Here is a 25,589-nt window from a genome sequence, read left to right on the forward strand (position 1 = left end):
CCAACTGTGGGAGCGAGCCTGCTCGCGAAGGCGTCGTGTCAGTTGAAATAACTCACGGCTGATACACCGCTTTCGCGAGCAGGCTCGCTCCCACATTTGAATTTCGCGTTGGGTCTTATAGCAAACTCCACGAAACCCCAACATAAACCCCCATCCCTTCACCCGGAGTCGACCGCGCAGCATCCAGACCTTTGTCGTCATACCCCGGCGTGACCGTTGCCGCATAACGCTTGCCGGTCAGGTTGCGCATGTCGACCCAACCTTGCCAGTCGCCCTTCGGGGCGTTGTAGCCCAGCGTTGCGCCAAACAGGGCGTAGGGATCGGCGTAGTAGCTGTTGGCGTAGTCCACGGCAACTTTGGAGACTAGTTGCGTGTTCACGGCGGCGAAGAAGCCCTGCGGCCAGTCGTAACGCAGTTCGCCCTGGTAATAATGCATTGGCAGGCCCGGCAGGCGGTTGTCGCCGAAGCGTTCGTCGTCGCGGTAGTGGAAGTCGCTGAAGGTGTAGGCCTGGCGCAAGCTCAACTGGCGGCCGTCGGCGGCGGTCCAGAGTTTGCTGTTGAGGCTGGCCTCGATGCCCTGGTGCACGGTCGGGCTGGCATTGAGTTCGTAGGGCGTGACGGCGTTGGCGTCCGGCAGTACCGAGAGCAGTTCGTGACGAACTTGCGCGTAGTACCAGGCCAGGCTCCATTCGCCCAGTTTGCTGTCGCCCCGGCCACCGATTTCCAGAGTGGTTGCAGTCTGGTTTTGCAGTTCGACCGGGTCGCGCTGGGTGCCGGTGGCGGCGCCATTGCCAGCAGGGAAGCGCACGTTGGAGCTGTAGATCAGCGACCACGGGTGCGGTGCTTCGACGGAGCGGCTGAGGTTGCCGAACACTTGCACGTCCGGGGTGATCTGGTAGCGCAGGCCGATGCGCGGTGCATAGTCCCAGTCGCTGAGACTGGTTTTGCCGCCGCCCTGCGGATAGGTCACGGCGCTTTCGCGGCGGGTGTAGATGGCGGCGAGGCCGGTGGTCAGCCAGAGGTCGTCGGCAATTTCCAGGTCATTGCCGAAATGCAGGACGGTGTCCGAACCCTGATAAGTGAAGTTGCGCATCCGCGTGCCAGGGGCATAGCTGGCGGTGTTGCCACTCGGGATGCGCACGAACTCGCTGGCGCCGTCGTTGGGCAGGTGCTTGGTCACGCGCAGGCCGACGTTGCTGCGGCTTTCCATGCCGAACAGGGTGTCGCGGCGCTTGTAGTCGAAGGTGCCGCTGACGTCGGTATAAGCCACCTTCAGCCGGTTCGGGCCTTCGCGCAGATCCATTGGGTAGTCGTGGTAGACGAGGCCGGTCTGGATGCTCGAATCGTCGTCGAGGTAGAACGTGGTCTTGTTGCCGATGAAGGTACTGCCGGGCTGCTTGCGGCTGTCATCGCGGGCCACATACGCCGGGTTGGCTGCCCGTGGGCTGTGTTCGATGGAATGCTTGGTCACGCGACCGGCGAGGTCGTTGTCGGTTTCGCGATAGCGGAAATAGAAGCGGGTTTCCAGATTCGGGTTGAAGCGATAGCCGAAGTTGGCGATCAGGCCTTTGCTCTCGCTGGCGGTGTGGTCCTGATAGCCGTCGGCGTTGGCATCGGTCAGCGACACGTAGTAATCGAAATCCCCCAGCACTTGCCCGGAGCTGACCTGGCGCTGCTGATAGCCATGGCTGCCGGTGGCGTAGCGCACTTGCAGTTTCGGCGCGGTGTAACCGGTGTGGCTGACGTAATCGATAGCGCCGCCCAGCGCCAGCGCGCCGCGATCGAAGCCATTGGCGCCGCGCAGCACTTCGACATGGTCGACCCACAACGGCTCGAGCAATTCATACGGCGTGCCGCCGGGGCCGGTGAGGGGCAAGCCATCCAGCATCGTGTAGAGCCCCGAGGCGTGGGCGCCGGGTGCGCGGTTGATGCCTGAACCACGGATGGAAATCTTCACGCCTTCGTTGCCCGCCGACTGTGCATACACCCCCGGCTGATAGGCCAGCACATCCTGATTGCTGGCAATGCGGCCCTGAATCGGCTGGCGCATGTCGACCACGTTGGTGCCGCCGGGAACCTGCTCAAGGCGTTCCCGCGCTTCTTCGACCGCTGCATCGCTGCCACTGCGCTGATCTGCCGAAATCAGCACTTGCCCCAGCTGCAGACCTTGGGTCTCGGCCATCACCGGGCAGGCCAGGGCCAGACCGAGCAGGGCAGTGGGCAATGATTTGGGCGACGGCATCGAAAAAACTCCAGCAAACAGGGGATCGGGCAATGAACAGTGCGACGTCGGAACAAACCCAGGAAACACATGGCGACAGGGCTTTTTTGCCCGGCGATGGCAAACAACCGGGCGTGAACTAACCTCACGGATCAGGGCCATCGGGTCAATAAACAAATTCAGCGGGCTGTTGAAGCGCGAGGACAGGTTCATGGCGAAAGACAAGAAGAAACCTGCAAGGGCAATCAAACGTCCACGCTTGAAAAACAAGGACTATCTGGAACAGCTGCGCAAGCTGCACATTGAATTGGTCAAGCTGCAGGAGTGGGTCATCGCCAAAGGTGTCAAGGTGTGTATTGTTTTCGAAGGGCGCGACGGTGCAGGCAAGGGCGGGGTGATCAAGGCGATCACCGAACGCGTCAGCCCACGGGTTTTCCGGGTGATGGCACTGCCGGCGCCAACCGATCGCGAAAAGAGCCAGATGCATGTGCAGCGCTACCTGCCGCATCTGCCGGCAGGCGGTGAGGTGGTGATTTTCGACCGCAGTTGGTACAACCGCGCCGGCGTCGAACGGGTCATGGGCTTTTGCACGGAAGAACAGGCCGACAAGTTTCTCAAGTCGATCCCTTGGGTGGAGAACGCCATCGTCGATTCGGGGGTGATCCTGCTCAAGTACTGGCTTGAGGTCAGTCCAGAGGAACAGACCCGCCGGCTCGAAGCGCGAATCAATGACGGGCGCAAGACCTGGAAACTGACACCAATGGATCTGAAATCCTACAGTCGCTGGTATGACTACTCACGGGCGCGGGACGAGATGTTCAAGCATACCGATACCGATTGGGCGCCGTGGAGGGTTGCCGACTCCAACGACAAACGTCGTGCACGGCTGAACATCATCACTGATCTGCTCAGTCGCATCCCCTATGAAGAGGTGAAGCGCGACAAGGTCGAGTTGCCGAAACGGCAGAAGCCGGGCAAGTATCGGGAGCCGGATTATGCGTACAAGCGGGTGGCAGAGCGGTTTTGACATTTGCGGGTTTTTTTGGGCTTGGCGGCCTTTGGGCCGACCAGGCTCTTGGGGTTTTGGGTGTATATCCGTTTTTTCGGGTGTTGCGGCTGGCGGTTCCGCTCTTACAGCGGGTCACTTTTGCAGACGCCCAAAAGTAACCAAAACGCTTTGCTCCTACGTTCGGCCCTCGCAGGCTCGGGTTCCTTCGCTACGGGACTGATCCGGGCGCAGCGGCTACGGTTTGCTTCGCTGCACCTCCTTCCGCTGTGTTCGACTTCGTCGAACGGTCGCTGCGCTCCCACGCCCGGATCAATCCCTCCACTCAGCCTTCCGACGTCGCCGGTGGATCAAAAGCAAGATCAAAAGCACTCGAGCTTGCGCTCATTGTTGAGTGGGGCGGCTTCGCCGCGGGCAGCTGCGCTGCTTTGCTTTTTTGGGAGCGAGCCCGCTCGCGAAGGCGGCCTGACAGCCGACCTGTTCTTGAGGTGGTACGCGATTCAACTGTAGGAGCTGCCGAAGGCTGCGATCTTTTGATTTTGCTTTTCTGTGGGAGTGAGCCTGCTCGCGATGACGGAGGAACATTCAAATTTAATTTGACCGATATACCGCTATCGCGAGCAGGCTCACTCCTACAAGGTTTTGCGTATCAACCGTCCATCCGTCGTCTGCCCTGAACCTCTGTCGCGCTGTTTTTTCTACCGGGTAAGTCCCTCAGGAGATACCCGTATGTTCGATCAGCAAAAGAAGGCATCACTGGCGGCATGGCGCAGGATGGCGGAGCAGGCCGAGGGCGATCTGGATCCGGAACAGCAGTATGACGAGCTGCTCAAGGCTGCGGATCAGATGGAGGAGCAAGGCCTGATCACCAGTGCCGAATGGCGCCAATTAGTGCGTGACGCCGGCAACATTTTTACCCTGAACGAGGAACAGCCACAGCGCTGACAGCTGCCATCGGAGGACGTCTCATGCTCAGTTATCTGTTTATCGGCGCCAACGATGTCGAGCGTTCGGCGGCTTTTTACAAGGCGATCCTGACGCCGCTTGGCTACCGGCATGACCGTGAAGAACACTACTGTTTCTACTTGCCCGATTGCGCCGACAAGTCCAACGGGCCCGGGAGTGTGCACATCTCGCAACCGTTCGATGGTGAGTCGGCGACGCCCGGCAACGGCATGATGCCGGCATTTCGCGCCGACTCGCGGCACAAGGTCGATCAGGTGCACAAGGCCGGGCTCGACAGTGGCGGCAGCGACGAAGGCGCGCCTGGCACTCGCGAGGCCTATACGCCAGACTTCTACGTGGTCTATCTGCGCGATCCTGAAGGCAACAAGCTGGCTGTGTTCTACAGCGGCTGATGGATGGAGCCTGTTGATTCGGCCCTGATGGCGGCCCGCGCCCAGTTTGCGATCACGATCAGTTTCCACATCGTGCTGGCGGCGTTCAGCATCGGTCTGGCGAATTTCCTTATGGTGCTGGAAGCGTTGTGGTTGAGGACCGGGCGCCAGGTTTATCTGGATGTCTATCGCTACTGGCTCAAAGTGTTTGCGCTGAATGTCGCAGTGGGCACGGCGTCGGGATTGATTCTGGAGTATCAGTTCGGCCTCAACTGGTCGCGGCTGTCGGTGCAGGCCGGTGATGTCCTCGGTCCGCTGATGTTCTATGAAGTGATGGCGGCGTTTTTCATCGAAGCGGGATTTCTCGGCATCATGCTGTTTGGCCTGAAGAAGGTCGGTCCGCGTCTGCACTTTTTTGCCACGTGTGCGGTGGCGGTGGGCTCGCTGATCAGCGCGTTCTGGATTCTTTCCGCCAACTCATGGATGCAGACCCCCGCCGGCTATTCGATTGGCGCGGACGGGCGTTTCCTCGCCGAGGACTGGTGGGCAATCATCTTCAATCCTTCGTTTCCCTATCGTCTGGCGCATATGCTGCTTGCCGTGCTCATCGGCAGCGCGACGCTGATTGCCGGGATCAGTGCCTGGCAATTGCGCAAGGCCCCGGACAACCCGCGTGCTCGCCTGCAATTCTCCATGGCGCTGTGGGTGATTGCGCTGCTGATGCCGGTGCAGATTGTTGTCGGGGATCTGCATGGCCGGCACAGTTTGCACGCTCAGCCGCAGAAAGTGGCGGCCATCGAAGGCTCATGGACGCGCCCGCCAGAGGGCGCGGGGGAGCCACTGCGCCTGTTCGCATGGCCGGATATGCAAGAGCGCCGCAACCATTGCGAAGTGGCCATTCCACGCATCGGCTCCCTCTATCTGCAGCATGACCTGACCAGCACCATCGCCGCGCTTGATGAGTTCCCGGCTGAGGACATCCCGCCCGTGGCGCCGGTGTTTTTCGCGTTCCGGCTGATGGTCGGGCTGGGGCTGTTGATGCTTGGGCAGGGTGTGGTCAGCCTGATCCTGCGCCGACGTCATCGCCTGTACACGGCGCGGCGCTGGCTGGGCGCGTGCGTGCTGCTGGCACCAGCGGGGTTTCTGGCGATGCTCAGCGGCTGGGTCGTCACCGAAGTGGGGCGACAGCCGTTTACGGTTTACGGATTGATGCGCACGGCGGACAGTCTGTCGTCGGTGTCCAGGGCTCAAGTCGTCGGGTCGACGTGGCTGATTCTGCTGTTTTATCTGCTGATCTTCGGCATCGGTCTGTGGGTGTTGCTGCGCCTGTTGCGCGAGCCGCCGCAGCAGGACCAACCCGGGCCGCAGCCCACCCTTGCCGACCAAACCGGGCACTGAGGAGTCGCAGACATGGACACCGACTGGCTGACCCTGTTGTGCGCTGCCGCACTGGCGTTCTCGGTGATGAACTATGTGCTGCTCGACGGCACCGATCTGGGCGTCGGCATGCTCATGGCCCTCACGGCTTGCAGCAAGCAGCGCAGGGTGATGGCGGTGTCGATTCTGCCGGTGTGGGACGCCAACGAAACCTGGCTGGTGCTCGGCGGCGGCGGGCTGCTGGCGTTGTTTCCGCTGGCGTATGCGATCTTGCTGCCGGCCTTGTACGTGCCTTTTATCGTGATGTTCCTCGCCTTGATCGCGCGGGCCATGGCGCTGGAATTTCGCGATTACGCACCGAACGAGCGACGCAAGCGCATCGTCGACGGCGTGTTGGCGCTGGCTTCGCTGCTGACCGGGTTTGTTCAGGGAATGGTGCTCGGTACCCTCGTGCAAGGCGTCGCGCATCAGGGCGGTCAGTACCACGGCGATGGCCGCGACTGGTTGAATCCGTTCCCGGTGTTCTGTGGTTTGGTGCTGGTGCTCGGTTACGTCTGGCTGGGGACGTGCTGGCTGTACTGGCGCACCCTGGATGAATTGCAGCAGCATTCGGCCCGCCAGGCCCGCGTGCTGTCGCTGGTCGTTGTGGCGTTATTGCTGGTGCTGATCGCATGGACGGCGATGTTGCAGCCGCAATATGCCCGGAGGCTCGCCGATATTCGGCTGTGGTTGCCGGCAGGGCTGATCGTCAGCGCTCTAGGATGGGTGTTCAGCAAAGGTTTTCGCGGGCGCTTTGACTGTGTGCCGTTGTTCGCCGCATTGGGCGTTTTCGTCCTGGCTTTCGCGGTGATGCTGGTCGCGCTATTTCCCTTCATCATTCCGCCGGATCTGACCTTGAGCGAAGCAGCCTCAAGCCACACCAGCCAGATCTTCATGCTGGTCGGATTCGCCGTGCTGATCCCCATCACGCTGGCCTACAACACCTTCGGTTTCCGCGTGTTCAGCGGCAAGGTCCGCGTTGCCAGCGATGGCTGATATTCACGTCACCCGACCTTTTTTGCTCACTAGCGACAGTCGCGAAGCCCGTAGCAGATCAGCAAAAGCCGCCTTGTCGATCGGCCGACTCATGAAATAACCCTGCACCTCGTTGCATTGATCTTTACCGAGAATCGCCAGTTGCTCCTCGGTCTCGACGCCTTCGGCCGTCACCGTCAGCCCCATGGCTTTGCCCAGACCGATGATCGCCTGCACCACGGCACGGTCGTTGGTGCCGCTGCTGATTGAGGCGATGAAGCGTTTGTCGATCTTGATTCCGTCGAACGGATAGGCGCGCAGATAACCGAGCGACGAATAGCCGGTGCCGAAGTCGTCCATGTTCAGACGCACGCCGAGCTCCTTGAGCTGATTCATGGTGGTCAGCGCGCCGTCGGTGTCGTTGAGCATCACGTTTTCGGTGATCTCCAGCTCCAGACGGCTGGCCGGGAAACGCGTATCCACCAGCACTTCACGAACATCCTCGACAACATCGCTGAGGGCGAACTGCGCAGGCGAGAGGTTGACCGACAGCAGAATGTCATGGGGCCATTCCAGTGCGGTTTCGCAGGCTTCGCGCAACACCCAGCGGCCCAGCGGCACGATCAGGTCGGTCTGCTCGGCCAGCGGAATGAACACGTCCGGCCCGAGCAAGCCCTGAGTCGGATGCTGCCAGCGCACCAGCGCCTCCACCGAAACGATGTGTTTGCCGTCGACCTTGTAGCGCGGCTGATAGTGCAGGACGAATTCGTTGTGCTTGAGCGCATGGCGCAGGTCATCTTCCATTTGCCGGCGCGTCTGGATCTGGTCGCTCATGTGCGCTTCGAAATAGCACCAGGTGTTCTTACCATCGGACTTGGCCTGATACAGCGCGATGTCGGCGTAGCGGATCAGATCGCTGGCGACGAAACCGTGCCGGCGACTCAGGGCGATGCCGACGCTGGCACCGATATGCAGCGGATGCTGTTCGTAGAGGATCGGCTGATGCAGGCTGCCGATCAGCCGTGTGCAGAATTTGTCGATCTCGTTATGGCTGTCCATGCCATTGAGCACCACGACGAATTCATCACCACCGAGGCGGGCGACGAGGTCGTGCTCGCGGGTGCATTCGCGCAGACGCGTGGCGACTTCCTGGAGTACCGCGTCACCGGCAGGATGGCCGAGGGAATCATTGATCGGTTTGAAATTGTCCAGATCGATCATCAGCAGCGACAGCGGCGGCGCGTGTTCCTTCAATACCAGGACGTCGTCGAGATAACGCGCCAGTTTGTTGCGGTTGGGCAGACCGGTCAGGGCGTCGTGCATCGACAGGTGCTGGATCTGCGCATGGGCGGCGACTTCGTCGGTGATATCGCTGGCAGTACCGCGATAGCCGACGACGCTGTCCTTGTCGAAAATCGGCCGCGCCGAGAGCCGGCAGTGGCGTGGCTGCCCGGAGTGATCGCGATAAGTACAGCGCAAATCGCCGGCGCTGTTTTCTTCGCTGAGTTTGCGCAGCCATAGTTCCAGTGGCGTGGTGTCGCAAGTCAGTAATTCGCCGATGTCCTGGCCCAGCCACAGGGCTTGCGGGTAGCCGGTGACTTCGCTGAAGCGCGCCGACAGATAGGTCAGCGCCAACTGATCATCAACTTCCCAGATCCAGTCCGACGCCGCTTCGGCCACGGCGCGAAAGCGTTCTTCACTGGCTTCGAGGGCATGATTGGCTTTCTCGAGTGCCTGATTCGAGGCCTGCATGGCATGAATGCTGTTGTCGACGTATTGCGATGAGCGCAATGCATGGCGGAAAAAATAGGCGGTGAGCAGCATCAGCACCAGAAACGTCGCGCCGAGCGGTGGCACCAGCGTCCACAGCAATTGCTGACCGGGTCGCTGCAGGTCGGCAACCAGGCTGTAGCCGGTGCTGTCGAGGGGTACGCTTGGATGGCCTTTCTCAATGGTTTCATCCGGGACGAGGGTCAGGTTCGTCAGGCCATAACCGCTGCCGATCTTGCGCAGTTTGGTCGGGGTCAGCTTGTCGACGAACACCAGCACCGAGGTGTTTCTCAATTCATCCAGCGGGCGCTCGTCATTGGGAATGATCGCGGCAGCGGTGATCAGCGCCGGCCAGCCTTCGAACAATGAATAACTGCTGATAGGCTTGGTCAGATCAGGCTGACTCAGCACCTGCTCGACCAGCGCCGAGGCGGGCGCTTGCAGTACGCTGGATACGTCGGTTTCAACCATCTGCCCGCGAATCACCGCGTACTTGGTGCGATTGCGATCGAGGACGAACACGCCGTCGTAGCCGTCGCTGGTGAACAGGGTCTTGCCCATGTTCTGTTCGGTATAGGCCCAATTGACGTCGATCCGCCCGCTCAAGGCCTCATAGGCGCGGGTCCAGTAGGCATAACTGGTGATGTAGTTTTTCGACGCGGTGATGCGGTTTTCCACGGCGCGCACGGAATAGAACTGATTCTGTTCCAGATCCTTCGCGTCAAGGGTATTGGCGATCCCAAGCAAGGTGCTGATCGCGGCGATGACACCCGCAACGAACAGTGCGCCAACGGCGATGGCCAGGCGCCGGGTCACGGCGCGTTGCGGGGTGGGGATTGGCTGCGCAGGGAGAGTAACGGCCATGTGCTCGTCCTTGATCCGGTGTCTTCTGAATCTAGAACAATGGCGAGCGCACAATGTTCAGATTGTTGTTATTGGTATCGCCTGGATTTTTTCAAAGTGTAGCGAATCCGTTGGAATTTCCAGCAGCGCCGGCCAGCGGCGAATCCCGAAAGGGCGAGACTTCCCGCACAAAAACCGGATAATGGCCGCCATTCGTTTAGCCGTATTCTGGTAATCCCGCATGGAAATCAAGGTCAACTTTCTCGACAACCTTCGACTTGAAGCCAAGTTCGACGACTTCACGGTGATCGCCGATCAGCCAATCCGCTACAAGGGCGATGGCTCGGCACCGGGGCCGTTCGACTACTTCCTGGCGTCGTCGGCCTTGTGCGCGGCTTACTTCGTCAAGCTGTACTGCGACACGCGCAACATCCCGACAGAGAACATTCGCCTGTCGCAGAACAACATCGTCGACCCGGAAAACCGCTATAACCAGATCTTCAAGATCCAGGTCGAATTGCCCGCCGATATTTCGGACAAGGATCGCCAGGGCATCCTCCGTTCCATCGACCGTTGCACCGTGAAGAAAGTGGTGCAGACCGGCCCCGAGTTCATCATCGAAGAAGTCGACAACCTCGACGCCGATGCCCAGGCCTTGTTGATGCCGCAGTCCGATTCCCAGGCGGGCACCTACATCGCCGGCAAGGACCTGCCGCTGGAACAGACCATCGCCAACATGTCGAAGATCCTTGCCGATCTCGGCATGAAGATCGAAATCGCCTCGTGGCGCAACATCGTGCCCAACGTCTGGTCGCTGCACATCCGCGACGCGCATTCGCCGATGTGCTTCACCAACGGCAAGGGCGCGACCAAGGAAGGCGCACTGGCGTCGGCGCTGGGCGAGTTCATCGAGCGCCTCAATTGCAACTTCTTCTATAACGACCAGTTCTGGGGCGAAGACATCGCCAACGCCGAATTCGTCCATTATCCGGACGAGAAATGGTTCAAGCCGGGTCCGAAGGACGAATTGCCAAGCGAGATTCTCGACGACTACACCCTCGGCATTTACAACCGCGACGGCGAACTGCGTGGCTCGCACCTGTACGACACCAACTCCGGCAACACCCAGCGCGGCATCTGCTCGCTGCCGTTCGTGCGCCAGTCGGACGGTGAAGTGGTGTACTTCCCGTCCAACCTGATCGAAAACCTCTACCTGAGCAACGGCATGAGCGCCGGCAACACCTTGGCCGAAGCGCAGGTGCAGTGCCTGTCGGAAATTTTCGAGCGCGCAGTCAAACGCGAAATCCTCGAAGGCGAAATGGCCCTGCCGGACGTACCGCAAGAGGTCCTGGAGAAATACCCGAGCATCCTCGCCGGCATCAAGGGCCTGGAAGAGCAGGGCTTCCCGGTGCTGGTCAAGGACGCCTCGCTGGGCGGTGAATTCCCGGTGATGTGCGTGACCCTGATGAACCCGCGCACTGGCGGCGTCTTCGCTTCCTTCGGCGCGCACCCGAGCCTGGAAGTCGCGCTGGAACGCAGCCTGACCGAACTGCTCCAGGGCCGCAGCTTCGAAGGCCTCAACGACTTGCCGCAGCCGACGTTCTCGGGGCAGGCAGTGACCGAACCGAACAACTTCGTCGAGCACTTCATCGATTCCAGCGGTGTGGTGTCGTGGCGCTTCTTCAGTGCCAAGCCAGACTTCGAATTCGTCGAATGGGACTTCTCAGGCCAAGGCGAAAACTCCAATGCCGAAGAAGCCGCGACCCTGTTCGGCATCCTCGAAGACATGGGCAAGGAAGTCTACATGGCGGTCTACGAGCACATCGGCGCCAAGGCCTGCCGCATCCTCGTGCCGGATTACTCGGAGATCTACCCGATCGAAGACCTGATCTGGGACAACACCAACAAAGCCCTGCAATTCCGCGCCGACATCCTCAATCTGCACAACCTCAGTAAGGTTGGCCTGCGCAATCTGGTCCAGGGCCTGGAACGCAGCGAGCAGGACGACTACACCGATATCACCACGCTGATCGGCATCGAGTTCGATGACAACACACCGTGGGGCAAGTTGACGATTCTGGAACTGCGTCTGCTGATCTACCTCGCCCTGCAGAAGTTTGACGAGGCCAAGGATCTGGTTGAGGCGTTCCTGCAATACAACGACAACACCGTTGAGCGTGGCTTGTTCTATCAGGCTGTGAATGTGGTGCTGGAGATGGAGCTGGATGAAGACCTTGAGCTTGAGGATTACGAGGCTAACTTCCGCCGGATGTTTGGTGACGAGCGTATGGATGCGGCGATTGGTTCGGTGAATGGCAGTGTGCGTTTTTACGGTTTGACGCCAACGAGCATGAAGCTGGAAGGGCTGGATCGGCATTTGCGCTTGATCGAAAGCTATAAAAAGCTGCATGCGGCGCGGGCGGGTGTGGCGGCTTTGTCGCGTTAAAAAGCTGCTCAGAACGTTTCGCTTTCGGCTTGAGTGTGGCTGCGTGGCTTGAACCGCAGCCCCTCACCCCAGCCCTCTCCCGAGGGAGAGGGAGCCGATTTTCAAGCTTTTCAGAATTTGTGTTCGACTCGGTTTCCCAGGTCGGCCTATTTCCACCAGACACCTCGGTCAATCCCCTCTCCCTCTGGGAGAGGGCTAGGGTGAGGGTTTTTTCAAGATTTGGGTTCGGCTCGGTTTCCCAGGTCGGCGTATCTGCACCAAGCACCTCGGTCAGTTCCCTCTCCCTTTGGGAGAGGGCTAGGGTGAGGGGCTTTGGCTTTCGCGGCCATGCGCGGCGTTTGCCAACTGCCCCGTATCCACCCGCACAAACACCGAATCACCCACTGCCGTCAGCACTTCCCCGGCATACACCTCGCAAATCACCCGGGTCTTGCGCCCGACTTCACCTTCGACCCGTGCACGCAAGAGCAGCGGTACGCCCATCGGCGTTGGCTTGATGAACTTGATCCCAAGGTTACCGGTGACGCAGTCGATGCGCGGCAGGCTGCCGGCTTCGCGGTTTTCTGCGCGGTAGTGCCAGGCCATGGCGGTCCAGTTGGAGTGACAGTCGACGAGCATGGCAATCAGCCCGCCGTAAACCAGATCCGGCCAGCCGCAATATTGCGCTTCGGGCAGATGCTCGGCGATGACGTGGCTGCCGTCCTCATCCCACCGACTTTTCACGTGCAGGCCTTGCGGATTGCGGCCGCCGCAGCCGTAACAAACGCCTTCGGGGGCGGCGAGGTCTTGCAGCGGGGTGGCGTGGCTGGACATGGCTGGGGTCATCCTGGAGTGGCGAGGCCGGACAGGCGCAAGCGGTTGCGTCCGCCGCGTTTGGACTCGTAGAGCGCGGCGTCGCCAAGTTCGATCAGCGCCGCGAGACTGGCCGGCGGTTTGTCGAACAGGGTGGCGCCGATGCTCAAAGTCACCGCAGCGGACGTGGGATAGGTGTGCGACGCCAAGGCCAGAAACTGTTCGCGCAAGGCGTTGCCCAGTTCAAGGATAGCTTCGGCTGAGGCATTGTTGAGCAGCATCAGAAACTCGTCGCCACCCAGCCGCGCCGTCAGCGCATGGGGCGGCAGCTGGGCGCGGATCATCTCGCTCAGAGCAATCAGCAAGCGATCACCGGCGATATGCCCGTACTGGTCGTTGACCAGTTTGAAGTTGTCGATATCGATCAACAGCAGCGCACCCGGTCTTTGCGCGGAGACACCGGCCAACAGGCGGGGCGTGCGTTTTTCCAGGGCACGGCGGTTGTAGAGGGCCGTGAGTGGATCGCGCTCGGCGAGGCGGGCAATCTGTTTTTCCCGGCGATAACGCTCGGTGCCGGTCATCGACAGGGCGATCAACATGATCGCCATCGCGCCTTCGACCAGCGAGATCTGAATGATCTCGCCGCGAAACGCCGCCAGATCGATCAGCGTGCCGGGGATCACCACGGTCAGGGCCTTGGCCACATAAAAGATGCCGTGGCCGAGCAGCACATAGCGCAATTGCACCGCGCCAACGCTCAACGACTTGCCGTGTGGACGCAACAGCGAACTGGCCTTGAGTGTCGGGATCGCCACCAGCAGCGAATTGGCCACCAGCATGGCCTTGGACCACAGCGGGCCGTCCGGCAACATCAACATGATCAGCCACGTCGCGAAAACCAGGTACCACACCGGCGACAGTCGGGTCTGGGTGAAGCGCGCCACGCCGAGGAGGAAAAAGAAGTGCGCGGTCACCAGCAAGCCGTTGGCGAACCAGATGCCCAGCAGCAGAAAACCGCTGCTGCGCAGCAGAGCGAGGGTGGAACCGATGGTGATGGTGGCGAAACCGGCGCTCCAGAACAGTAGCGAAGGCTCACGGATGCTGCGCCACTCGACCGCCAGGTACAGCGCGGCAGCGGCTGCGAGGGCGATCGTGATGGTCAGCATCGTTGGCGGGTCGAGCGGCATTTCCGGGCAGGCCTGTCTGTATGGCAATAGGCCTGCGATTGTAAGCGTTTGGTCAGGTTTTTCGCAGGGGGCGCGTTGCCGGGCAGACCACTGGCGCTCCAGCGGTCACTCTTGCGGGCTTAGCCAGGTGTCTACCACGCGGCGATCGAGCTCTTCCCAATAGGCCATGCCCAGCACCCGCGTGGTGTTGAGCCCGCGCAGATAACCGCGCAGTTGCTGGGCAGTGTCGCGGATCACTTGCGCATCGCGGCTGTTTTTGTCCAGCAGGACGCTTTCGTACTGCATCAGGTATTCGGCTACGCGGTCGCGATATTCGGGCAGCACGGCGTCACGGATCAGATCAAACGTTCTCAAGGCGAGACCCTCATCATTTTTCTTGGATGTATCCAGTGTGCATCAGTCTGCGCGACGCGCAACTATTGCTGGAAGTAATAGTGACCATCAAGAAACGCAAGTTCTGCTTTGCCGGCGATCGGCGGAAAATCGCCTCCATCGAAGACGCAGCTCAAGGAAATTGCGCGATGAACATTCTGACTCGACTGGCAATGATCGCCCTGCTGATGGGCGGGGTAGTTACCGCACCGGCTTACGCAGACGACGCCCGGTCGTGTCACCTGCAACCCATCGCTGCCAGCGCCTCGGCGTTGCAGCACACGCAGACCGTGGGTGTGTTGTTGAGCGAAAACACCTTGCAGAACCTGCAATACCTGGAGCGCTACCACGACATGGCGCTCAACGGCGCGAAAGACGCACTGGACTCGCGAATCCGCGACGCCTTTGTCGGCAGCTCCGACCCGGAACTGGCCCTCGACTGGCTGGTGAGTTCGCTGCAACAGCAGTTCGTCTCGGTGACCGTCTACGACAACCTCGATGCGCTGGTTCAGGCCCATCCGGACGTGGTGGTCAAGCTCGACACCTTCAACCGCTTGCTGACTCAGCGTAACAGTTTGGTCGAGGCGCGCTTCTCTGCACGGTTCTACGACGCCGATCTGCAGTACATCGGCAAGGCCGAGGGGGCGATCGAGCAAGAGTTGCCTTCGGTCTGGGTGCACAACCAGGCGGCGCCGCAAATCGCCGCGCAGATCAATCAGCAGCGTGACCTGCAACTCAATGCGCTGAAGCAATTCGATGTGTCGCTCAAGGCCCTGGTGGCGTCGAGCTGATTCTTAAAACGTAAATGGCAACGGCGGCGCCGTGAAGTCGAACCGTTGCCGGTTGAACCGAACCTTTATTTTTCAGGATTTACTCCATGCGTCCTTTATTCGTGCCAGCCATGGCTTTTGTTTCCCTGTTGCTCGCCGGTTGCGCTTCGGCGCCGAACGATCCGACCCTGACCTTGCAGACCAGCAAGACGCCGGCGCAATACGCCGATTGCGTGGTGCCGAAGTTGCAGGGCAGTGCGTTGAATCCGACGGTTTCGCAGAGTCAGCGCAGTTATCGGATTGTGGTGCCGAGCAAGGTGTCGGCGGATAACGTGCTGGAGGCGTACAAGGCGGGGAAGGGCGGCAAGGTGTTCATTTATGAGCGGCATTTGCTGGCGTCGAATTTGTTGCCTTCGAGTTTTGAACGGGCGGCTCAGGAGTGTATTTGATCTGAGCGCTTGACGGGTTTTGACAGAGCTCCTTTGGTTGGCCGCAACCAACCAATTTTTTCGCCCCACACTGGTTTTCGGTTGTGGGGTTTTTTTTGTGTTCTTGGCGGCCTTTGGGCCGACCATGCTCTTCGGGTTTTGGGTGTATATCCGTTTCTGCGGGTGTGGCCGATTACGGTTCCGCTCTTACAGCGGGTCACTTTTTCAAACGCCAAAAAGTAACCAAAAGGCTGCGCCCTGACGTTCGGCCCGCTCGCTGGGGCTCGGGGTACCTTCGCTCCGGGACTGATCCGGGCGCAGCGGCTACGGTTTGCTTCGCTGCACCTCCTTCCGCTGTGTACGACTGCGTCGTACGGTCGCTGCGCTCCCACGCCCGGATCAATCCCTCCGCTCAGCCTGCCGACGGGCTCCAGGATCAAGAGCCACTCGAGCTTGCGCTCATTGTATTGAGTGGTGAAAGCAGGAGGCGGATTGCTTTTGCTTTTTGCTTTTCTGTGGGAGCGAGCTTGCTCGCGAAGGCGGCCTGACAGCCGACCGTTTTCTCACTGAATGCATCCGATCAAAACTGTAGGAGTGAGCCTGCTCGCGATGGCTGTGTATCAGGCAACACGATGATGATTGGGGAGTGTTGTTTTGTCTTGCGATCCGGTTTCTCCAGGGACGGCCCTCACCCTAACCCTCTCCCAGAAGGAGAGGGGACTTGGTCGAGGTGTTTGTTGAAGATGCGCCGACCTGAGACTCTGCGTCGAGCTCGTTCTTGAATTCAACGAAGATCGGCTCCCTTTCCCCCTCGCCCCCTAGGGGGAGAGGGCTGGGGTGAGGGGGCTGGGTTTCACTGATTCAACGCAATCTGCAGCCTATCCCAAACAACCATTCACCCCGTCACACACCCAACCGGCACTTTCCCCGCAAACGTATCAACCAGACTCGCCACCACCATTTCCCCCATCCGCGTGCGAGTCTGCAATGTTGCGCTGGCCCGATGCGGTTGCAGCACCACCTGTTCATTACCAAACAACGCTTCCGGCACATTCGGTTCATCGACAAACACATCCAGCCCCGCCCCGGCAATTTCCCCAGCCGAAAGCGCGGCAACCAGATCCGCTTCGTTCACCAGTTTGCCCCGGGCGACGTTGACCAGGTAACCGTCCTTGCCCAGCGCTTGCAGCACTGGCGCGTCGATGATCGCTTCGCCCTTGTCCGCCGCGGCGGCGAGGATCAGGGCGTCGCTGTCGCGGGCCAGTTGTTTGAGGTCGGCGACGAAGGTGTGGGGGACGTCGCTCATCGGTTGCAGGTCGGTGTAGCTGATCGGGCAGCCGAAGGCGGCGGCGCGGGTGGCGATGGCGCGGCCGACGCGGCCCATGCCGACGATGCCGATGCGCATGCCGGAGACTTGTCGTGCCAGGGGCAGTGGCGCGAGTGGGGTCGGGCTTTGCGGCCATTGGCCGGAGCGCACGTAGCGGTCGCTGGTGCACAGGCCGCGACAGACCGAGATGAGCAGGCCGATGGCGAGGTCGGCGACGTCTTCGGTGAGGGCGCCGATGGTGGCGGTGACGCGGATGCCGCGATCGCGGGCGTAGGCCAGATCGACGGCGTCGGTGCCGACGCCGTTGACCGCGACGACTTCCAGGTTCGGCAGTTGCCCCATCAGCGCCTGGCTGATGCCGGTGTGGCCGCCGGTGATCACGCCACGGATGTTGGCCCCGTGTTCGTTTATGTAGGCGGGTTTGTCCGCTTGCTGGTAGTAGCGGCGTACGGTGAACAGTTCGTCCAGACGCGCGTTGATTTCCGGGATCAGGATCGGGCTCAGTTGCAGGATTTCTGGCTTCATGGCTACCTCGTTACGCAATAAAAAGGCCGGCTCAACCGCGGCCGGCAAACGGCATGGCGCTGGCCATGACGGTCATGTTCAGGACGTTGGCTGACAGCGGCAGGCCGGCGATGTAGCGCACTGCATCGCCGACGTGTTTGACGTCGACCATCGGCTCGACGGCGATGCTGCCATTGGCCTGGCGCACGCCTTTGGTCATGCGCACCGACATTTCCGTCAGGGCATTGCCGATGTCGATCTGGCTGCAGGCGATGTTGAATTCGCGGCCGTCCAGCGCCAGGGATTTGGTCAGGCCGAGCACGGCGTGTTTGCTCGCGGTGTAGGCGCTGCTGAACGGGCGCGGCGTGTGTGCGGAAATCGAACCGTTGTTGATGATTCGTCCGCCCTGCGGCTGTTGTTTGCGCATCAGCCCGAACGCGCCGCGAGCGCACAGAAAGACACCGTTGAGGTTGGTGTCGATCACGTTGCGCCACTGCTCGAAGGTCAGTTCATCCAGCGGCACGGCTGGGGCATTGACGCCGGCGTTGTTGAAGACCACATCGAGGCGCCCGTAGACCTCGGCAATGGTCGCGAACAGCACGTCGACACTGGCCGGATCACGCACGTCGGTGGGCACCGCCAAGGCTTGATAACCCTGGCTCTGCGCCAGTTCGGCCAACGCTTGCAAGGGCTCGGGCCGGCGTCCGGCGAGCACGAGGGTGAAGCCGTCGGCCATCAGGCCCAGCGCCACGGCGCGGCCGATGCCACTGCCGGCGCCGGTCACCAGCGCGACTTTCAAAGGGGTCGTCATAGTGTTGTTCTCCTTTTTTCTCAATCCGCTGGAATCAGGGCCGTGGGCCGACGCGCATTTCCAGGTGGCCGATGCCGTCGATGCCGGCGTTGATCACATCGCCCGGTTGCAGGCTGTCAACGCCGGCGGGGCTGCCGGTCATGATCAGGTCGCCAGCGCGCAGGGCCACGGATTGCGAGATGCGGGCGATGACTTCACTGACCGACCAGATCTGGCTGTCGAGATTGTCGCGCTGGCGTTCTTCGCCGTTGACGTTCAGCCACAATTCGCCCTCGGGATGGCCGCTGCGGCTCACCGGGACGACGGCAGTCATCGGCGCGGCACCGTCGAACACCTTGGCGCCTTCCCACGGCAAGCCGTTGCTCTTGGCTGCGCGTTGCACATCGCGGCGGGTCAGGTCGAGGCCGGCGGCGTAGCCCCACACGTAGGCCAGAGCCTGATCTTCAGGGATATTCGCGCCGCCTTCACCGATGGCGACGACCAGTTCGATTTCGTGAACGAAGTCCTCGCACACTGAGGGGAAGGCGACGTCGCCGACGGCATCGACCACGCAGCTTGCCGGTTTCATGAAAAACACTGGCGGCTGGCGCGACTGGCCTTGAGAGTCCGGCCATGGGTAGTTGCGGCCGACACAGAACACCCGGCCGACGGGGAAGCGCTGCTCGGTGCCGAGCACCGGCAAGGTCACGGGCAGATCCGGGGTAAAGACGTATTCGGTCATGTTCATCCTGCGGGTCATCCTGTTTGAAAGGGCAGCGTACGGCGGCTGGCGTCGGCGAAGTTGGACGAAAGCCGCCTGCGTTTGGACAAATCCGGGTATTTCGCCTCAGCGCACCTTCAGCTCGATGCGATACAGGCGTCCGAGCAGTAACGAATAGGAGAGGGTGCCGATCAGCGCGACGCCGCCAATAAACCAGAAGGCATAGGCGAAGGTGCCGGTGGCGTGGACGATGGCGCCGATCACGATCGGCGTGACGATGCCGCCGATGTTCGCCGCCAGGCTGGTAATGCCGCCGGTGAGACCGATCAGCTCTTTCGGCGCCACTTCCGATACCGCCGCCCACGACGAGGACGCGATGCCTTGGGCGAAGAAGGCGATGGTCAACACGGCGATGCAGATCAGGTTGGAGTCAGTGAAATTCACCAGCACGATCGACATGCCCAGCATCGAACCGACCACCAGCGGCAACTTGCGCGCAAACGACATCGAGTAGCCGCGACGGATCAGCAGGTCGGAAACGATGCCGGCCAGCAGAATCCCCACCGTGGCACCGACGAAGGGCAGCACGGCGAAGATCCCGGCCTTGATCATGGTCAGTTTGCGTTCTTCGATCAGGTAGGTCGGGAACCAGGTGAGGAAGAAGTACAGCGCCGAGGTGCTGGCGAACTTGCCGATGCAGATCGCCCAGATCTGCCGATAGCTGAACAGCTCGGCAATCTGCCGCCAGTTGAAGCGGGTGCGCTCCTGGCTGCTCTTGACCAGACCGCCGCCGGTTTCGATGTACTTCAATTCTTCCTGGCTGACTTTCTTGCAGTTCAGCGGATCGCGATACAGGTACAGCCACAGCACACCGAAGACGATGCCGAGTGCGCCGGTGCTGTAAAACACGTGGCGCCAGTCAAAAGTGGTCGCCAGCCACAGCAGCGCGCCGGTGAACAGCGCCGTGCCGAGGTACTGACCGCACACGTAAATGCTGCTGGCCATCCCGCGTTCCCGCGCCGGGAACCACACCGTCACCGCGCGGCTGTTGGCCGGGAAAGCCGGGGCTTCCATGGCGCCGACCGCCAGGCGCAGGCCGAACAGCGAGGCAAATCCCGTGGCGAAACCTTGGCAAACGGTGACGGTCGACCAACTGATCAGCGATACGCCGTAGGTGAAGCGCGAGCCAAATCGATCAGCGATGAAGCCGGCCGGCACCAGCGCCAAGGCATAGGTCCAGGCGAACGCGGAAAAGATCAGGCCCATCTCGATCTTGTCCAGGCCCAGGTCCTTGGCCATGAACGGCGCGGCGATCGAGATGTTCACCCGGTCGATGTAATTGATGATCGTCGCGATCAGCAGCAGCGACAGCATGAACCAGCGCCGCCGCGTAGGCAGACGCTGCGCCGAAACGGCATCGCGTGCACCGGCGATCACCGGCGGCACCGTGGCACTGGAAGAATGGGAGTTGGACATGCGGAGACCTCGTTATTGTTAGAAGAGTCGAGATTTTTCGAGCAGCCGATGCCGTTGCCCGCAACGTGTGGGGCAAGGCAATCGAACGGGTTGCAGCGCGGTTTTCAGACGTTCAGGAACGTCTTTCTGCGACTGATTTCAAGGGGAGGTCGGGCGGGGCGGCGAGGGGAAATAGCAGGATCATGACGTGCGCACCTTTGATTGTTTTTGAAAGAGGTTGGGCTGCGTTGGTCATTACAGTGGTCGTACAACGGTTCTAAATCAACCGATGGGTTAGAACGTTTTTTCTTGAAAAAAGTGGATTTGGCGAACGTGTCCAAAAAGATAAATACGATTTGTCTTGAGAATAAAGATCAGATTTAAATCGCAACCAACTGAAAAATAACGACTATCACTGTTCTTAAGCTAATGCGCTTTTTGGACAGGCTCATCGCGAGGTTTCTTTCAAAAAAACCAATGTCATCGTATGACTCATTGCCGCCCACCGCCCAACCCTGCAAGATGACAGGCGCTACCTCACTGCCCGGAGGACCTTCTGCCCATGTCTTCACCCAGCCGTATCCCGACTTACGTCATGCAGCAACGCAGCGAATTGACCGATTTCTACATTCGCGACAAAAAGGGTCGGCGCGCCGAAACCGCGCCTCACCGGCATGAGTATTTTCAAATCCAGATCAACCTCGGTGGCGACACCGTGCAGCACATCGGCAGCGTGCAGCGGCCGTTCCCGCGCAACACTCTGGCGTTCATCCTGCCGCACCGCGTGCATGTGATTCCGCATCCCGCAGACAGCAATTTCATCGTCATCAATTTTTCCCAGACGTTTCTCTTGCCGCACCTGCAATGCGACCCGATGGATCTGGAAGAGGTGTCGATCCTGCTCGCGCCTGAACTGTCGCCGTTCCGCTTTCAGGAGCATCTGGATTTCATTTTGGGCGATGAGGATTTCGCTCAGGTCTGCGGCCTGATCGAGCAGATGCGCAGCCTTGATGAGAACCGTCAGTTCGGCACCCGGGAAATGCTCAAGGGCTTGTTGCTGCAGATGATTGGCAGCGTATGTTTTCTTTACGCCGAGCCGCTCAAGCGCTTGGCAGAAGAGAACGCCGCCGAAAACAGCCGTCGCGACGCTTTGAGCCGCATGTTCGAATATTTGCGGAAGAACATCGCCGATCCTGATCTCAACCTGATCAAAGTCGCTGCTGCGACCTATCTGTCACCGACCTACCTGACGCACTGGCTGCGCAAGGAGATCGGCAAGACCTTCACCGAGCTGGTGCTGGAGCGGCGCATGCACGCGGCGCGCAATTTCCTGCTCAACAGCACGCGCTCGGTGGGCGAGGTGGCGCGGTTGTGCGGGTTCGCCGATGAGGCCTATTTCTCCCGGCGGTTTCGCCAGATTCATGGCCAGCCACCGGGGCAGTTCCGCCGCCGCCAGCTCAACCCGGACACGCCGCAGACGCCACTGAATACTTAGAGCGGCGCTCAGACCCACTTGAAGCGGGCAGGGAAGCGCGCGACAAAACAGGTGCCCGTTTCACGGTCAGATGTCACGCTCAAGGTGCCGTTGTGCGCATTGGCAATCTGCCCGGCGATGTACAAGCCCAGTCCCAACCCTTCATGACGCTGGCCTGCTTCGGAACGGGAAAACGGTTCGAACAGCAGCGGCATCAGCGCAGGCGGGATTGGCGTGCCCTGATTGGTCAACGAAATAACGATTTCGTCGCCCTCGGCAAAGGCTTTGAGCACGATCGGTTCGGCCGTGGAACCGTGGGTCACCGCGTTGCCCAGCAGATTCGACAACAACTGGCTGATGCGCAGCGGGTCGCAATAGACCCCGGCCGGCACCTCCAGCGAATCAATAAACTTCGCCTGCGGGTACGCCACCTGGATTTCTTCAAGGGTCTGGCGCAGCGTTTGCTGCAAGTCATCGACCAGTTTGCGCTGCACCGGGATGCCACCGCCGAGCCGACCCCGGGCGAAGTCGAGGATGTTTTCGATCAGCACGCCCATGCGTACCGAGCTGGTGCGAATCGCCGACAGTAGCGTGCGCGAGCGCTTGTCCTCGACTTTGCTTTCCAGCAGATCTGCACTCATGCGGATGGCACTGAGTGGCGTGCGCAAGTCATGGCCCAGTACGGCGATGAACTGCTCGCGCAGACGGCCCATTTCGTTGGCATTGGCCAGCGCGGTTTTGGTCGCGTGCAAATGGCCTTGGGTATCCAGGCTCATCGCAATCAGTTGGGCGAAGAGGGTGAGGGTCTTTTCGATGGCCGGGTCGTCGAGGTTCGCCGGCACCGAATCAATGGCGCACAGCGTGCCGAAGAACTCGCCATCGGCCTTGATGATCGGAATGGAAATGTAGCTTTCCAGACCGTAGGTTTTCGGCGTGTGATGCGTGGAGAACAGCGGGTGCTGGCTGGCATGGCCGAAGATCACTGGCTGATGGTGCTGACGGATCTCATGACAAATCGTCGATTCCAGCACCAGTTCGCCGCCGGGCAACAGGCCGAAGTCAATCGAATCATCCACGGCGCAGGCGATCCACTTGCTCTCGGTGACCCGCGCTACGGCGGCGAAGCGCATACCGGTGATGTGCTTGACCATGCTCAGGATCACCGGCACAGCGTCAATGCTGCCGATGGCCTGGAGGTCGGAGGAGAAATCTGTCTGGGGCATGGCCGGTGCTTCGCGAAAGTGTCGCCAGAGACTATCGGTAATTGCCGGCCTTGCCTAATGAACCTGCAAAAAAGGGCGCCGGGAAAACTCTCGGCGCTCTGTGTGGTGCTTGCTGAGCGCTATCGCCTCAGAACTTGTACTTGGCCGTCATCATGTAGCTGCGCGGGGTGCCGTAGTTATCGGTCGAGCCCCAGGTCACGTCGGTGCCGATGGAGGAATAGTACTTGCGGTCGAAAATGTTGTTGGCGTTGACCTGCAGGTCGAGGTGCTTGTTAACCTCGTAACCGGCCATCAGGTCGGTGACCGCGTAGCCGCCCTGTTCGAGGCGATAGCTGCCGCCGTTGGCCAGAGCGATGTCGTTGTACATGCGGCTCTGCCAGTAGACGTTGCCGCCCACGCGCAGTTTTTCCAGCGGGCCTTTGAAACGATACACGGTGGAGACCTTGAACAGGTGCTCGGGCATGTCGGTGTCGAATTTCTGGTTATTGTTGGCCGGGTTTTCGTCCTTGATGTAGTGGGCGCGGGTGTAGGTGTAGCCGGCGCCGACTTGCCATTGCTCGGTCAGCGCACCTTGCAGTTCCATGTCCACGCCTTGGGCGCGAACCTTGCCAGAGGTTTCGTAGCAGGTCAGCTCCGGGCAGCCGAGCTGGGTCGCCGCTTGGGTGGCGCGGTTGGTCTGGTCCATCTGGAACACCGCCACGCTGCCGTTCAGCGCGCCGTCGAAATATTCGCCCTTGATACCGACTTCGTAGTTTTCACCGACGATCGGCTCAAGCACTTTGCCGCCGAGGTCCTTCTGGGTTTGCGGGGTGAAGATATCGGTGTAGCTGGCGTAGACCGAGTGATGGTCGTCGAGTTTGTAGATCAGGCCGGCGTAACGGGTCAGGTTGCGGGTGACTTTGAAGTCGCCGTCGGCGCTGCGATCGTCGTAGTCATACCAGTCCAGACGACTGCCGAGAATCAACGTCAGCGGGTCGGCCAGGCTCAAGCGCGTGGTCAGGTAAACCGCGTCCTGAGTGGTGACGTTGCGCGATTTGCCGCTACGCACGAAGTCAGGTTTTGGCGCGGCGATCGGCAGGCCGGTGTCGTAGGGCGAGTATTCCTTGGTGGTGGCGTCGTACACGCGGTTGCTGGCGCCGACTACCAACTCGTGGGTACGGCCGAACGCTTCGAACGGGCCGCTGGCGAAACCATCGAAGGCGCGTTGCTTGTCGGTGTGGTGCGATTGATAGGCGGTGGTTTCCAGCGGGCCGTCGTAGCGCGACAAATACGTGCCGGAGAATTCGCCCTCGGTTGTCGAAGTGGAACCGCCAACATGCAGTTTCCAGTCGTTGTCGAAACGGTGTTCGACTTCACCGAATACGGTGTCGACTTGCAGCTTGCGGTTCTCCCAATCGGTACCGGGATAGGTGGAGCGGGGCAGATCAAGGTGGTGGCCGTCTTCGCCGATCGGCAGGCCGCCCCAGAAATAGTTGGTCTGATCGTTCTGTCGGGAAAAACCGAGGGTCGCCGTGGTGCTGTCGCTCAGGTCGGCTTCACCGATGGCGTAGAACAGGCCGTGATCGTTTTCTTCCTTGTCGCGAAAACTGTCGGCGCCCTGATACGACGTCACCACCCGGCCACGCAGGGTGCCGCTGTCGTTCAGCGGGCTGGAGGCGTCGACTTCGCCACGGTAGTCATCCCAGCTGCCGGCGGCGCCGGTGAGGGTCACGCGCTGATCGGCGGTCGGACGCTTGCGCACCATGTTGATCGCCGCCGACGGGTTGCCGGCACCGGTGACCAGGCCGGTTGCGCCACGGACGATTTCCACCCGGTCGAACATCGCCAGGTTCGGTTGCACCGCCAGGGTGTACGGCGAATACGAGCTGGGCAGGCCGTCGTACATGATGTTGTCGATGTCGAAACCGCGCGCCTTGTAAGTCTGCCGCCCCGGGCCGCTGGCCTCGCTGAGAAACAGCCCCGGCGTGCCCCGCACCACGTCGTTGACGCTGGTCATGTTCTGGTCGTCCATGCGCTGACGAGTGATCACCGTCACCGCCTGCGGCGTTTCGCGCATGGTCAGCGACAGCTTGGTCGCGGTCTGCATCGGGCCGGTGGTGTAGGACTGCGTGTCTTCGGTGGTGCTGCTCATCTGCGTGGCGCCGATTTCGGTCGCTTGCAGTTCCAGCGGGCCATTGGTGGGCGCAGTGGCTGCGGTTTCTTCAGCCAACGCAGGAGCGATGCTGGCCATGCCGATGGCGATTGCGAGGAGGTTAGGTGAAAGGTTCGAGCGGCGGTGAATGGTGTGAAACGACATCTATCTGCTTCCCCAAGATTTACCCAAACGAAACGAATGCGAGTGCATGTAAGAATTATTCGCATTAGTATGTCGGAAGTTTCCGGGGGAATAAACCCGTACGAGTCAGTTAGTTAATGATTTTTTCACAATTGGATTCGATGGCCTTCTGACGCAAATGTGGGAGCGAGCCTGCTCGCGAAGGCGGTGTGTCATTCAACAGATGCGTTGTCTGATAATCCGCTTTCGCGAGCCGG

The 25,589-nt window shown here is 60.5% G+C and carries 20 protein-coding genes; 9 read left to right on the top strand and 11 right to left on the bottom strand.

Annotated features, from left to right (window positions below):
* Positions 1–115 precede the first annotated feature (115 nt).
* A complete protein-coding gene (locus QMX86_RS19345; RefSeq protein ID WP_282387692.1) occupies positions 116–2,242 on the bottom strand; it encodes a TonB-dependent receptor in 2,127 nt (708 codons plus the stop codon).
* A gap of 190 nt (positions 2,243–2,432) precedes the next feature.
* Between QMX86_RS19345 and ppk2 the strand changes: the two genes are divergently transcribed.
* From ppk2 to cydB, 5 genes are all read left to right on the top strand, one after another.
* A complete protein-coding gene (ppk2, locus tag QMX86_RS19350) occupies positions 2,433–3,248 on the top strand; it encodes a polyphosphate kinase 2 (protein WP_282387694.1) in 816 nt (271 codons plus the stop codon).
* Positions 3,249–3,956: 708 nt separating this feature from the next.
* Complete coding sequence (locus tag QMX86_RS19355; RefSeq protein ID WP_130928185.1) at positions 3,957–4,172, top strand: hypothetical protein; 216 nt, start codon at positions 3,957–3,959, stop codon at positions 4,170–4,172.
* A gap of 23 nt (positions 4,173–4,195) precedes the next feature.
* The gene (locus QMX86_RS19360) at positions 4,196–4,585 is read left to right on the top strand and encodes a VOC family protein (protein WP_282385146.1); all 390 of its coding nucleotides are present in this window, start codon (positions 4,196–4,198) and stop codon (positions 4,583–4,585) included.
* Between the two features lie 3 nt (positions 4,586–4,588).
* Positions 4,589–5,962, top strand: coding sequence for a cytochrome ubiquinol oxidase subunit I (locus QMX86_RS19365; protein ID WP_282385144.1), 1,374 nt, complete (start codon positions 4,589–4,591; stop codon positions 5,960–5,962).
* Between the two features lie 12 nt (positions 5,963–5,974).
* Positions 5,975–6,976 (top strand): cytochrome d ubiquinol oxidase subunit II, encoded by a 1,002-nt coding sequence (gene cydB, locus QMX86_RS19370; protein ID WP_282385142.1) that lies wholly within the window; start codon positions 5,975–5,977, stop codon positions 6,974–6,976.
* Positions 6,977–6,979: 3 nt separating this feature from the next.
* On the opposite strand, the gene QMX86_RS19375 is transcribed toward cydB, so the two are convergent.
* Entirely contained in the window at positions 6,980–9,589 is a 2,610-nt protein-coding gene (locus QMX86_RS19375) for an EAL domain-containing protein (protein WP_282385139.1), read from the bottom strand.
* A gap of 220 nt (positions 9,590–9,809) precedes the next feature.
* On the opposite strand from QMX86_RS19375, the gene QMX86_RS19380 reads away from it, so the two are divergent.
* Positions 9,810–12,014: an OsmC domain/YcaO domain-containing protein gene (locus QMX86_RS19380; RefSeq protein ID WP_110599287.1), complete on the top strand. Its 2,205-nt coding sequence runs from the start codon at positions 9,810–9,812 to the stop codon at positions 12,012–12,014.
* 297 nt (positions 12,015–12,311) lie between these two features.
* On the opposite strand, the gene QMX86_RS19385 is transcribed toward QMX86_RS19380, so the two are convergent.
* The 3 genes from QMX86_RS19385 to QMX86_RS19395 all read right to left on the bottom strand — a co-directional run bounded on the left by QMX86_RS19385 (position 12,312) and on the right by QMX86_RS19395 (position 14,347).
* Positions 12,312–12,827: a PaaI family thioesterase gene (locus QMX86_RS19385; protein WP_282385136.1), complete on the bottom strand. Its 516-nt coding sequence runs from the start codon at positions 12,825–12,827 to the stop codon at positions 12,312–12,314.
* Between the two features lie 8 nt (positions 12,828–12,835).
* Positions 12,836–13,993, bottom strand: coding sequence for a GGDEF domain-containing protein (locus QMX86_RS19390; RefSeq protein ID WP_282385134.1), 1,158 nt, complete (start codon positions 13,991–13,993; stop codon positions 12,836–12,838).
* Between the two features lie 105 nt (positions 13,994–14,098).
* The gene (locus QMX86_RS19395; RefSeq protein WP_122699173.1) at positions 14,099–14,347 is read right to left on the bottom strand and encodes a hypothetical protein; all 249 of its coding nucleotides are present in this window, start codon (positions 14,345–14,347) and stop codon (positions 14,099–14,101) included.
* A 167-nt stretch (positions 14,348–14,514) separates the two neighbouring features.
* On the opposite strand from QMX86_RS19395, the gene QMX86_RS19400 reads away from it, so the two are divergent.
* Together QMX86_RS19400 and QMX86_RS19405 are read left to right on the top strand one after the other, a co-directional pair.
* A complete protein-coding gene (locus QMX86_RS19400) occupies positions 14,515–15,156 on the top strand; it encodes a class II glutamine amidotransferase (RefSeq protein WP_051600691.1) in 642 nt (213 codons plus the stop codon).
* Positions 15,157–15,242: 86 nt separating this feature from the next.
* Positions 15,243–15,584 (top strand): hypothetical protein, encoded by a 342-nt coding sequence (locus QMX86_RS19405; protein ID WP_071172017.1) that lies wholly within the window; start codon positions 15,243–15,245, stop codon positions 15,582–15,584.
* An 874-nt stretch (positions 15,585–16,458) separates the two neighbouring features.
* On the opposite strand, the gene QMX86_RS19410 is transcribed toward QMX86_RS19405, so the two are convergent.
* The 4 genes from QMX86_RS19410 to QMX86_RS19425 all read right to left on the bottom strand — a co-directional run bounded on the left by QMX86_RS19410 (position 16,459) and on the right by QMX86_RS19425 (position 20,381).
* Positions 16,459–17,415, bottom strand: coding sequence for a 2-hydroxyacid dehydrogenase (locus QMX86_RS19410; RefSeq protein WP_282385132.1), 957 nt, complete (start codon positions 17,413–17,415; stop codon positions 16,459–16,461).
* 31 nt (positions 17,416–17,446) lie between these two features.
* Positions 17,447–18,205 carry an SDR family oxidoreductase gene (locus QMX86_RS19415; RefSeq protein WP_282385130.1) on the bottom strand — a complete coding sequence of 253 codons (759 nt, stop codon included), beginning with the start codon at positions 18,203–18,205 and terminating at the stop codon, positions 17,447–17,449.
* Between the two features lie 34 nt (positions 18,206–18,239).
* Positions 18,240–18,932 (bottom strand): fumarylacetoacetate hydrolase family protein, encoded by a 693-nt coding sequence (locus QMX86_RS19420; RefSeq protein ID WP_282385128.1) that lies wholly within the window; start codon positions 18,930–18,932, stop codon positions 18,240–18,242.
* A gap of 99 nt (positions 18,933–19,031) precedes the next feature.
* Positions 19,032–20,381 carry an MFS transporter gene (locus tag QMX86_RS19425; protein WP_056785134.1) on the bottom strand — a complete coding sequence of 450 codons (1,350 nt, stop codon included), beginning with the start codon at positions 20,379–20,381 and terminating at the stop codon, positions 19,032–19,034.
* 541 nt (positions 20,382–20,922) lie between these two features.
* On the opposite strand from QMX86_RS19425, the gene QMX86_RS19430 reads away from it, so the two are divergent.
* Positions 20,923–21,855 carry an AraC family transcriptional regulator gene (locus QMX86_RS19430; RefSeq protein WP_041478660.1) on the top strand — a complete coding sequence of 311 codons (933 nt, stop codon included), beginning with the start codon at positions 20,923–20,925 and terminating at the stop codon, positions 21,853–21,855.
* Positions 21,856–21,863: 8 nt separating this feature from the next.
* Here QMX86_RS19430 and QMX86_RS19435 read toward each other — a convergent pair whose 3' ends face one another.
* Both QMX86_RS19435 and QMX86_RS19440 read right to left on the bottom strand, forming a co-directional pair.
* On the bottom strand, positions 21,864–23,057 hold the full coding sequence (locus QMX86_RS19435; protein WP_282385126.1) for a GAF domain-containing sensor histidine kinase: 1,194 nt from the start codon (positions 23,055–23,057) through the stop codon (positions 21,864–21,866).
* A 127-nt stretch (positions 23,058–23,184) separates the two neighbouring features.
* Positions 23,185–25,353: a TonB-dependent siderophore receptor gene (locus QMX86_RS19440; RefSeq protein WP_282385124.1), complete on the bottom strand. Its 2,169-nt coding sequence runs from the start codon at positions 25,351–25,353 to the stop codon at positions 23,185–23,187.
* Between the last annotated feature and the right edge of the window lie 236 nt (positions 25,354–25,589).

The sequence above is a fragment of the Pseudomonas sp. PS01270 genome, assembly GCF_029959775.1.
GTDB classification, from domain to species: domain Bacteria; phylum Pseudomonadota; class Gammaproteobacteria; order Pseudomonadales; family Pseudomonadaceae; genus Aquipseudomonas; species Aquipseudomonas atacamensis.

What these genes read in the sequence shown, in the direction of transcription:
- QMX86_RS19400 (WP_051600691.1), top strand. Translation starts at nt 14,515, where the DNA reads ATGAACATTCTGACTCGACTGGCAATGATCGCCCTGCTGATGGGCGGG.
- QMX86_RS19375 (WP_282385139.1), bottom strand. Translation starts at nt 9,589, where the DNA reads ATGGCCGTTACTCTCCCTGCGCAGCCAATCCCCACCCCGCAACGCGCC.
- QMX86_RS19355 (WP_130928185.1), top strand. Translation starts at nt 3,957, where the DNA reads ATGTTCGATCAGCAAAAGAAGGCATCACTGGCGGCATGGCGCAGGATG.
- QMX86_RS19360 (WP_282385146.1), top strand. Translation starts at nt 4,196, where the DNA reads ATGCTCAGTTATCTGTTTATCGGCGCCAACGATGTCGAGCGTTCGGCG.
- cydB (WP_282385142.1), top strand. Translation starts at nt 5,975, where the DNA reads ATGGACACCGACTGGCTGACCCTGTTGTGCGCTGCCGCACTGGCGTTC.
- QMX86_RS19410 (WP_282385132.1), bottom strand. Translation starts at nt 17,415, where the DNA reads ATGAAGCCAGAAATCCTGCAACTGAGCCCGATCCTGATCCCGGAAATC.
- QMX86_RS19390 (WP_282385134.1), bottom strand. Translation starts at nt 13,993, where the DNA reads ATGCCGCTCGACCCGCCAACGATGCTGACCATCACGATCGCCCTCGCA.
- ppk2 (WP_282387694.1), top strand. Translation starts at nt 2,433, where the DNA reads ATGGCGAAAGACAAGAAGAAACCTGCAAGGGCAATCAAACGTCCACGC.
- QMX86_RS19420 (WP_282385128.1), bottom strand. Translation starts at nt 18,932, where the DNA reads ATGAACATGACCGAATACGTCTTTACCCCGGATCTGCCCGTGACCTTG.
- QMX86_RS19345 (WP_282387692.1), bottom strand. Translation starts at nt 2,242, where the DNA reads ATGCCGTCGCCCAAATCATTGCCCACTGCCCTGCTCGGTCTGGCCCTG.
- QMX86_RS19430 (WP_041478660.1), top strand. Translation starts at nt 20,923, where the DNA reads ATGTCTTCACCCAGCCGTATCCCGACTTACGTCATGCAGCAACGCAGC.
- QMX86_RS19385 (WP_282385136.1), bottom strand. Translation starts at nt 12,827, where the DNA reads ATGTCCAGCCACGCCACCCCGCTGCAAGACCTCGCCGCCCCCGAAGGC.
- QMX86_RS19425 (WP_056785134.1), bottom strand. Translation starts at nt 20,381, where the DNA reads ATGTCCAACTCCCATTCTTCCAGTGCCACGGTGCCGCCGGTGATCGCC.
- QMX86_RS19380 (WP_110599287.1), top strand. Translation starts at nt 9,810, where the DNA reads ATGGAAATCAAGGTCAACTTTCTCGACAACCTTCGACTTGAAGCCAAG.
- QMX86_RS19365 (WP_282385144.1), top strand. Translation starts at nt 4,589, where the DNA reads ATGGAGCCTGTTGATTCGGCCCTGATGGCGGCCCGCGCCCAGTTTGCG.
- QMX86_RS19435 (WP_282385126.1), bottom strand. Translation starts at nt 23,057, where the DNA reads ATGCCCCAGACAGATTTCTCCTCCGACCTCCAGGCCATCGGCAGCATT.
- QMX86_RS19415 (WP_282385130.1), bottom strand. Translation starts at nt 18,205, where the DNA reads ATGACGACCCCTTTGAAAGTCGCGCTGGTGACCGGCGCCGGCAGTGGC.
- QMX86_RS19405 (WP_071172017.1), top strand. Translation starts at nt 15,243, where the DNA reads ATGCGTCCTTTATTCGTGCCAGCCATGGCTTTTGTTTCCCTGTTGCTC.
- QMX86_RS19440 (WP_282385124.1), bottom strand. Translation starts at nt 25,353, where the DNA reads ATGTCGTTTCACACCATTCACCGCCGCTCGAACCTTTCACCTAACCTC.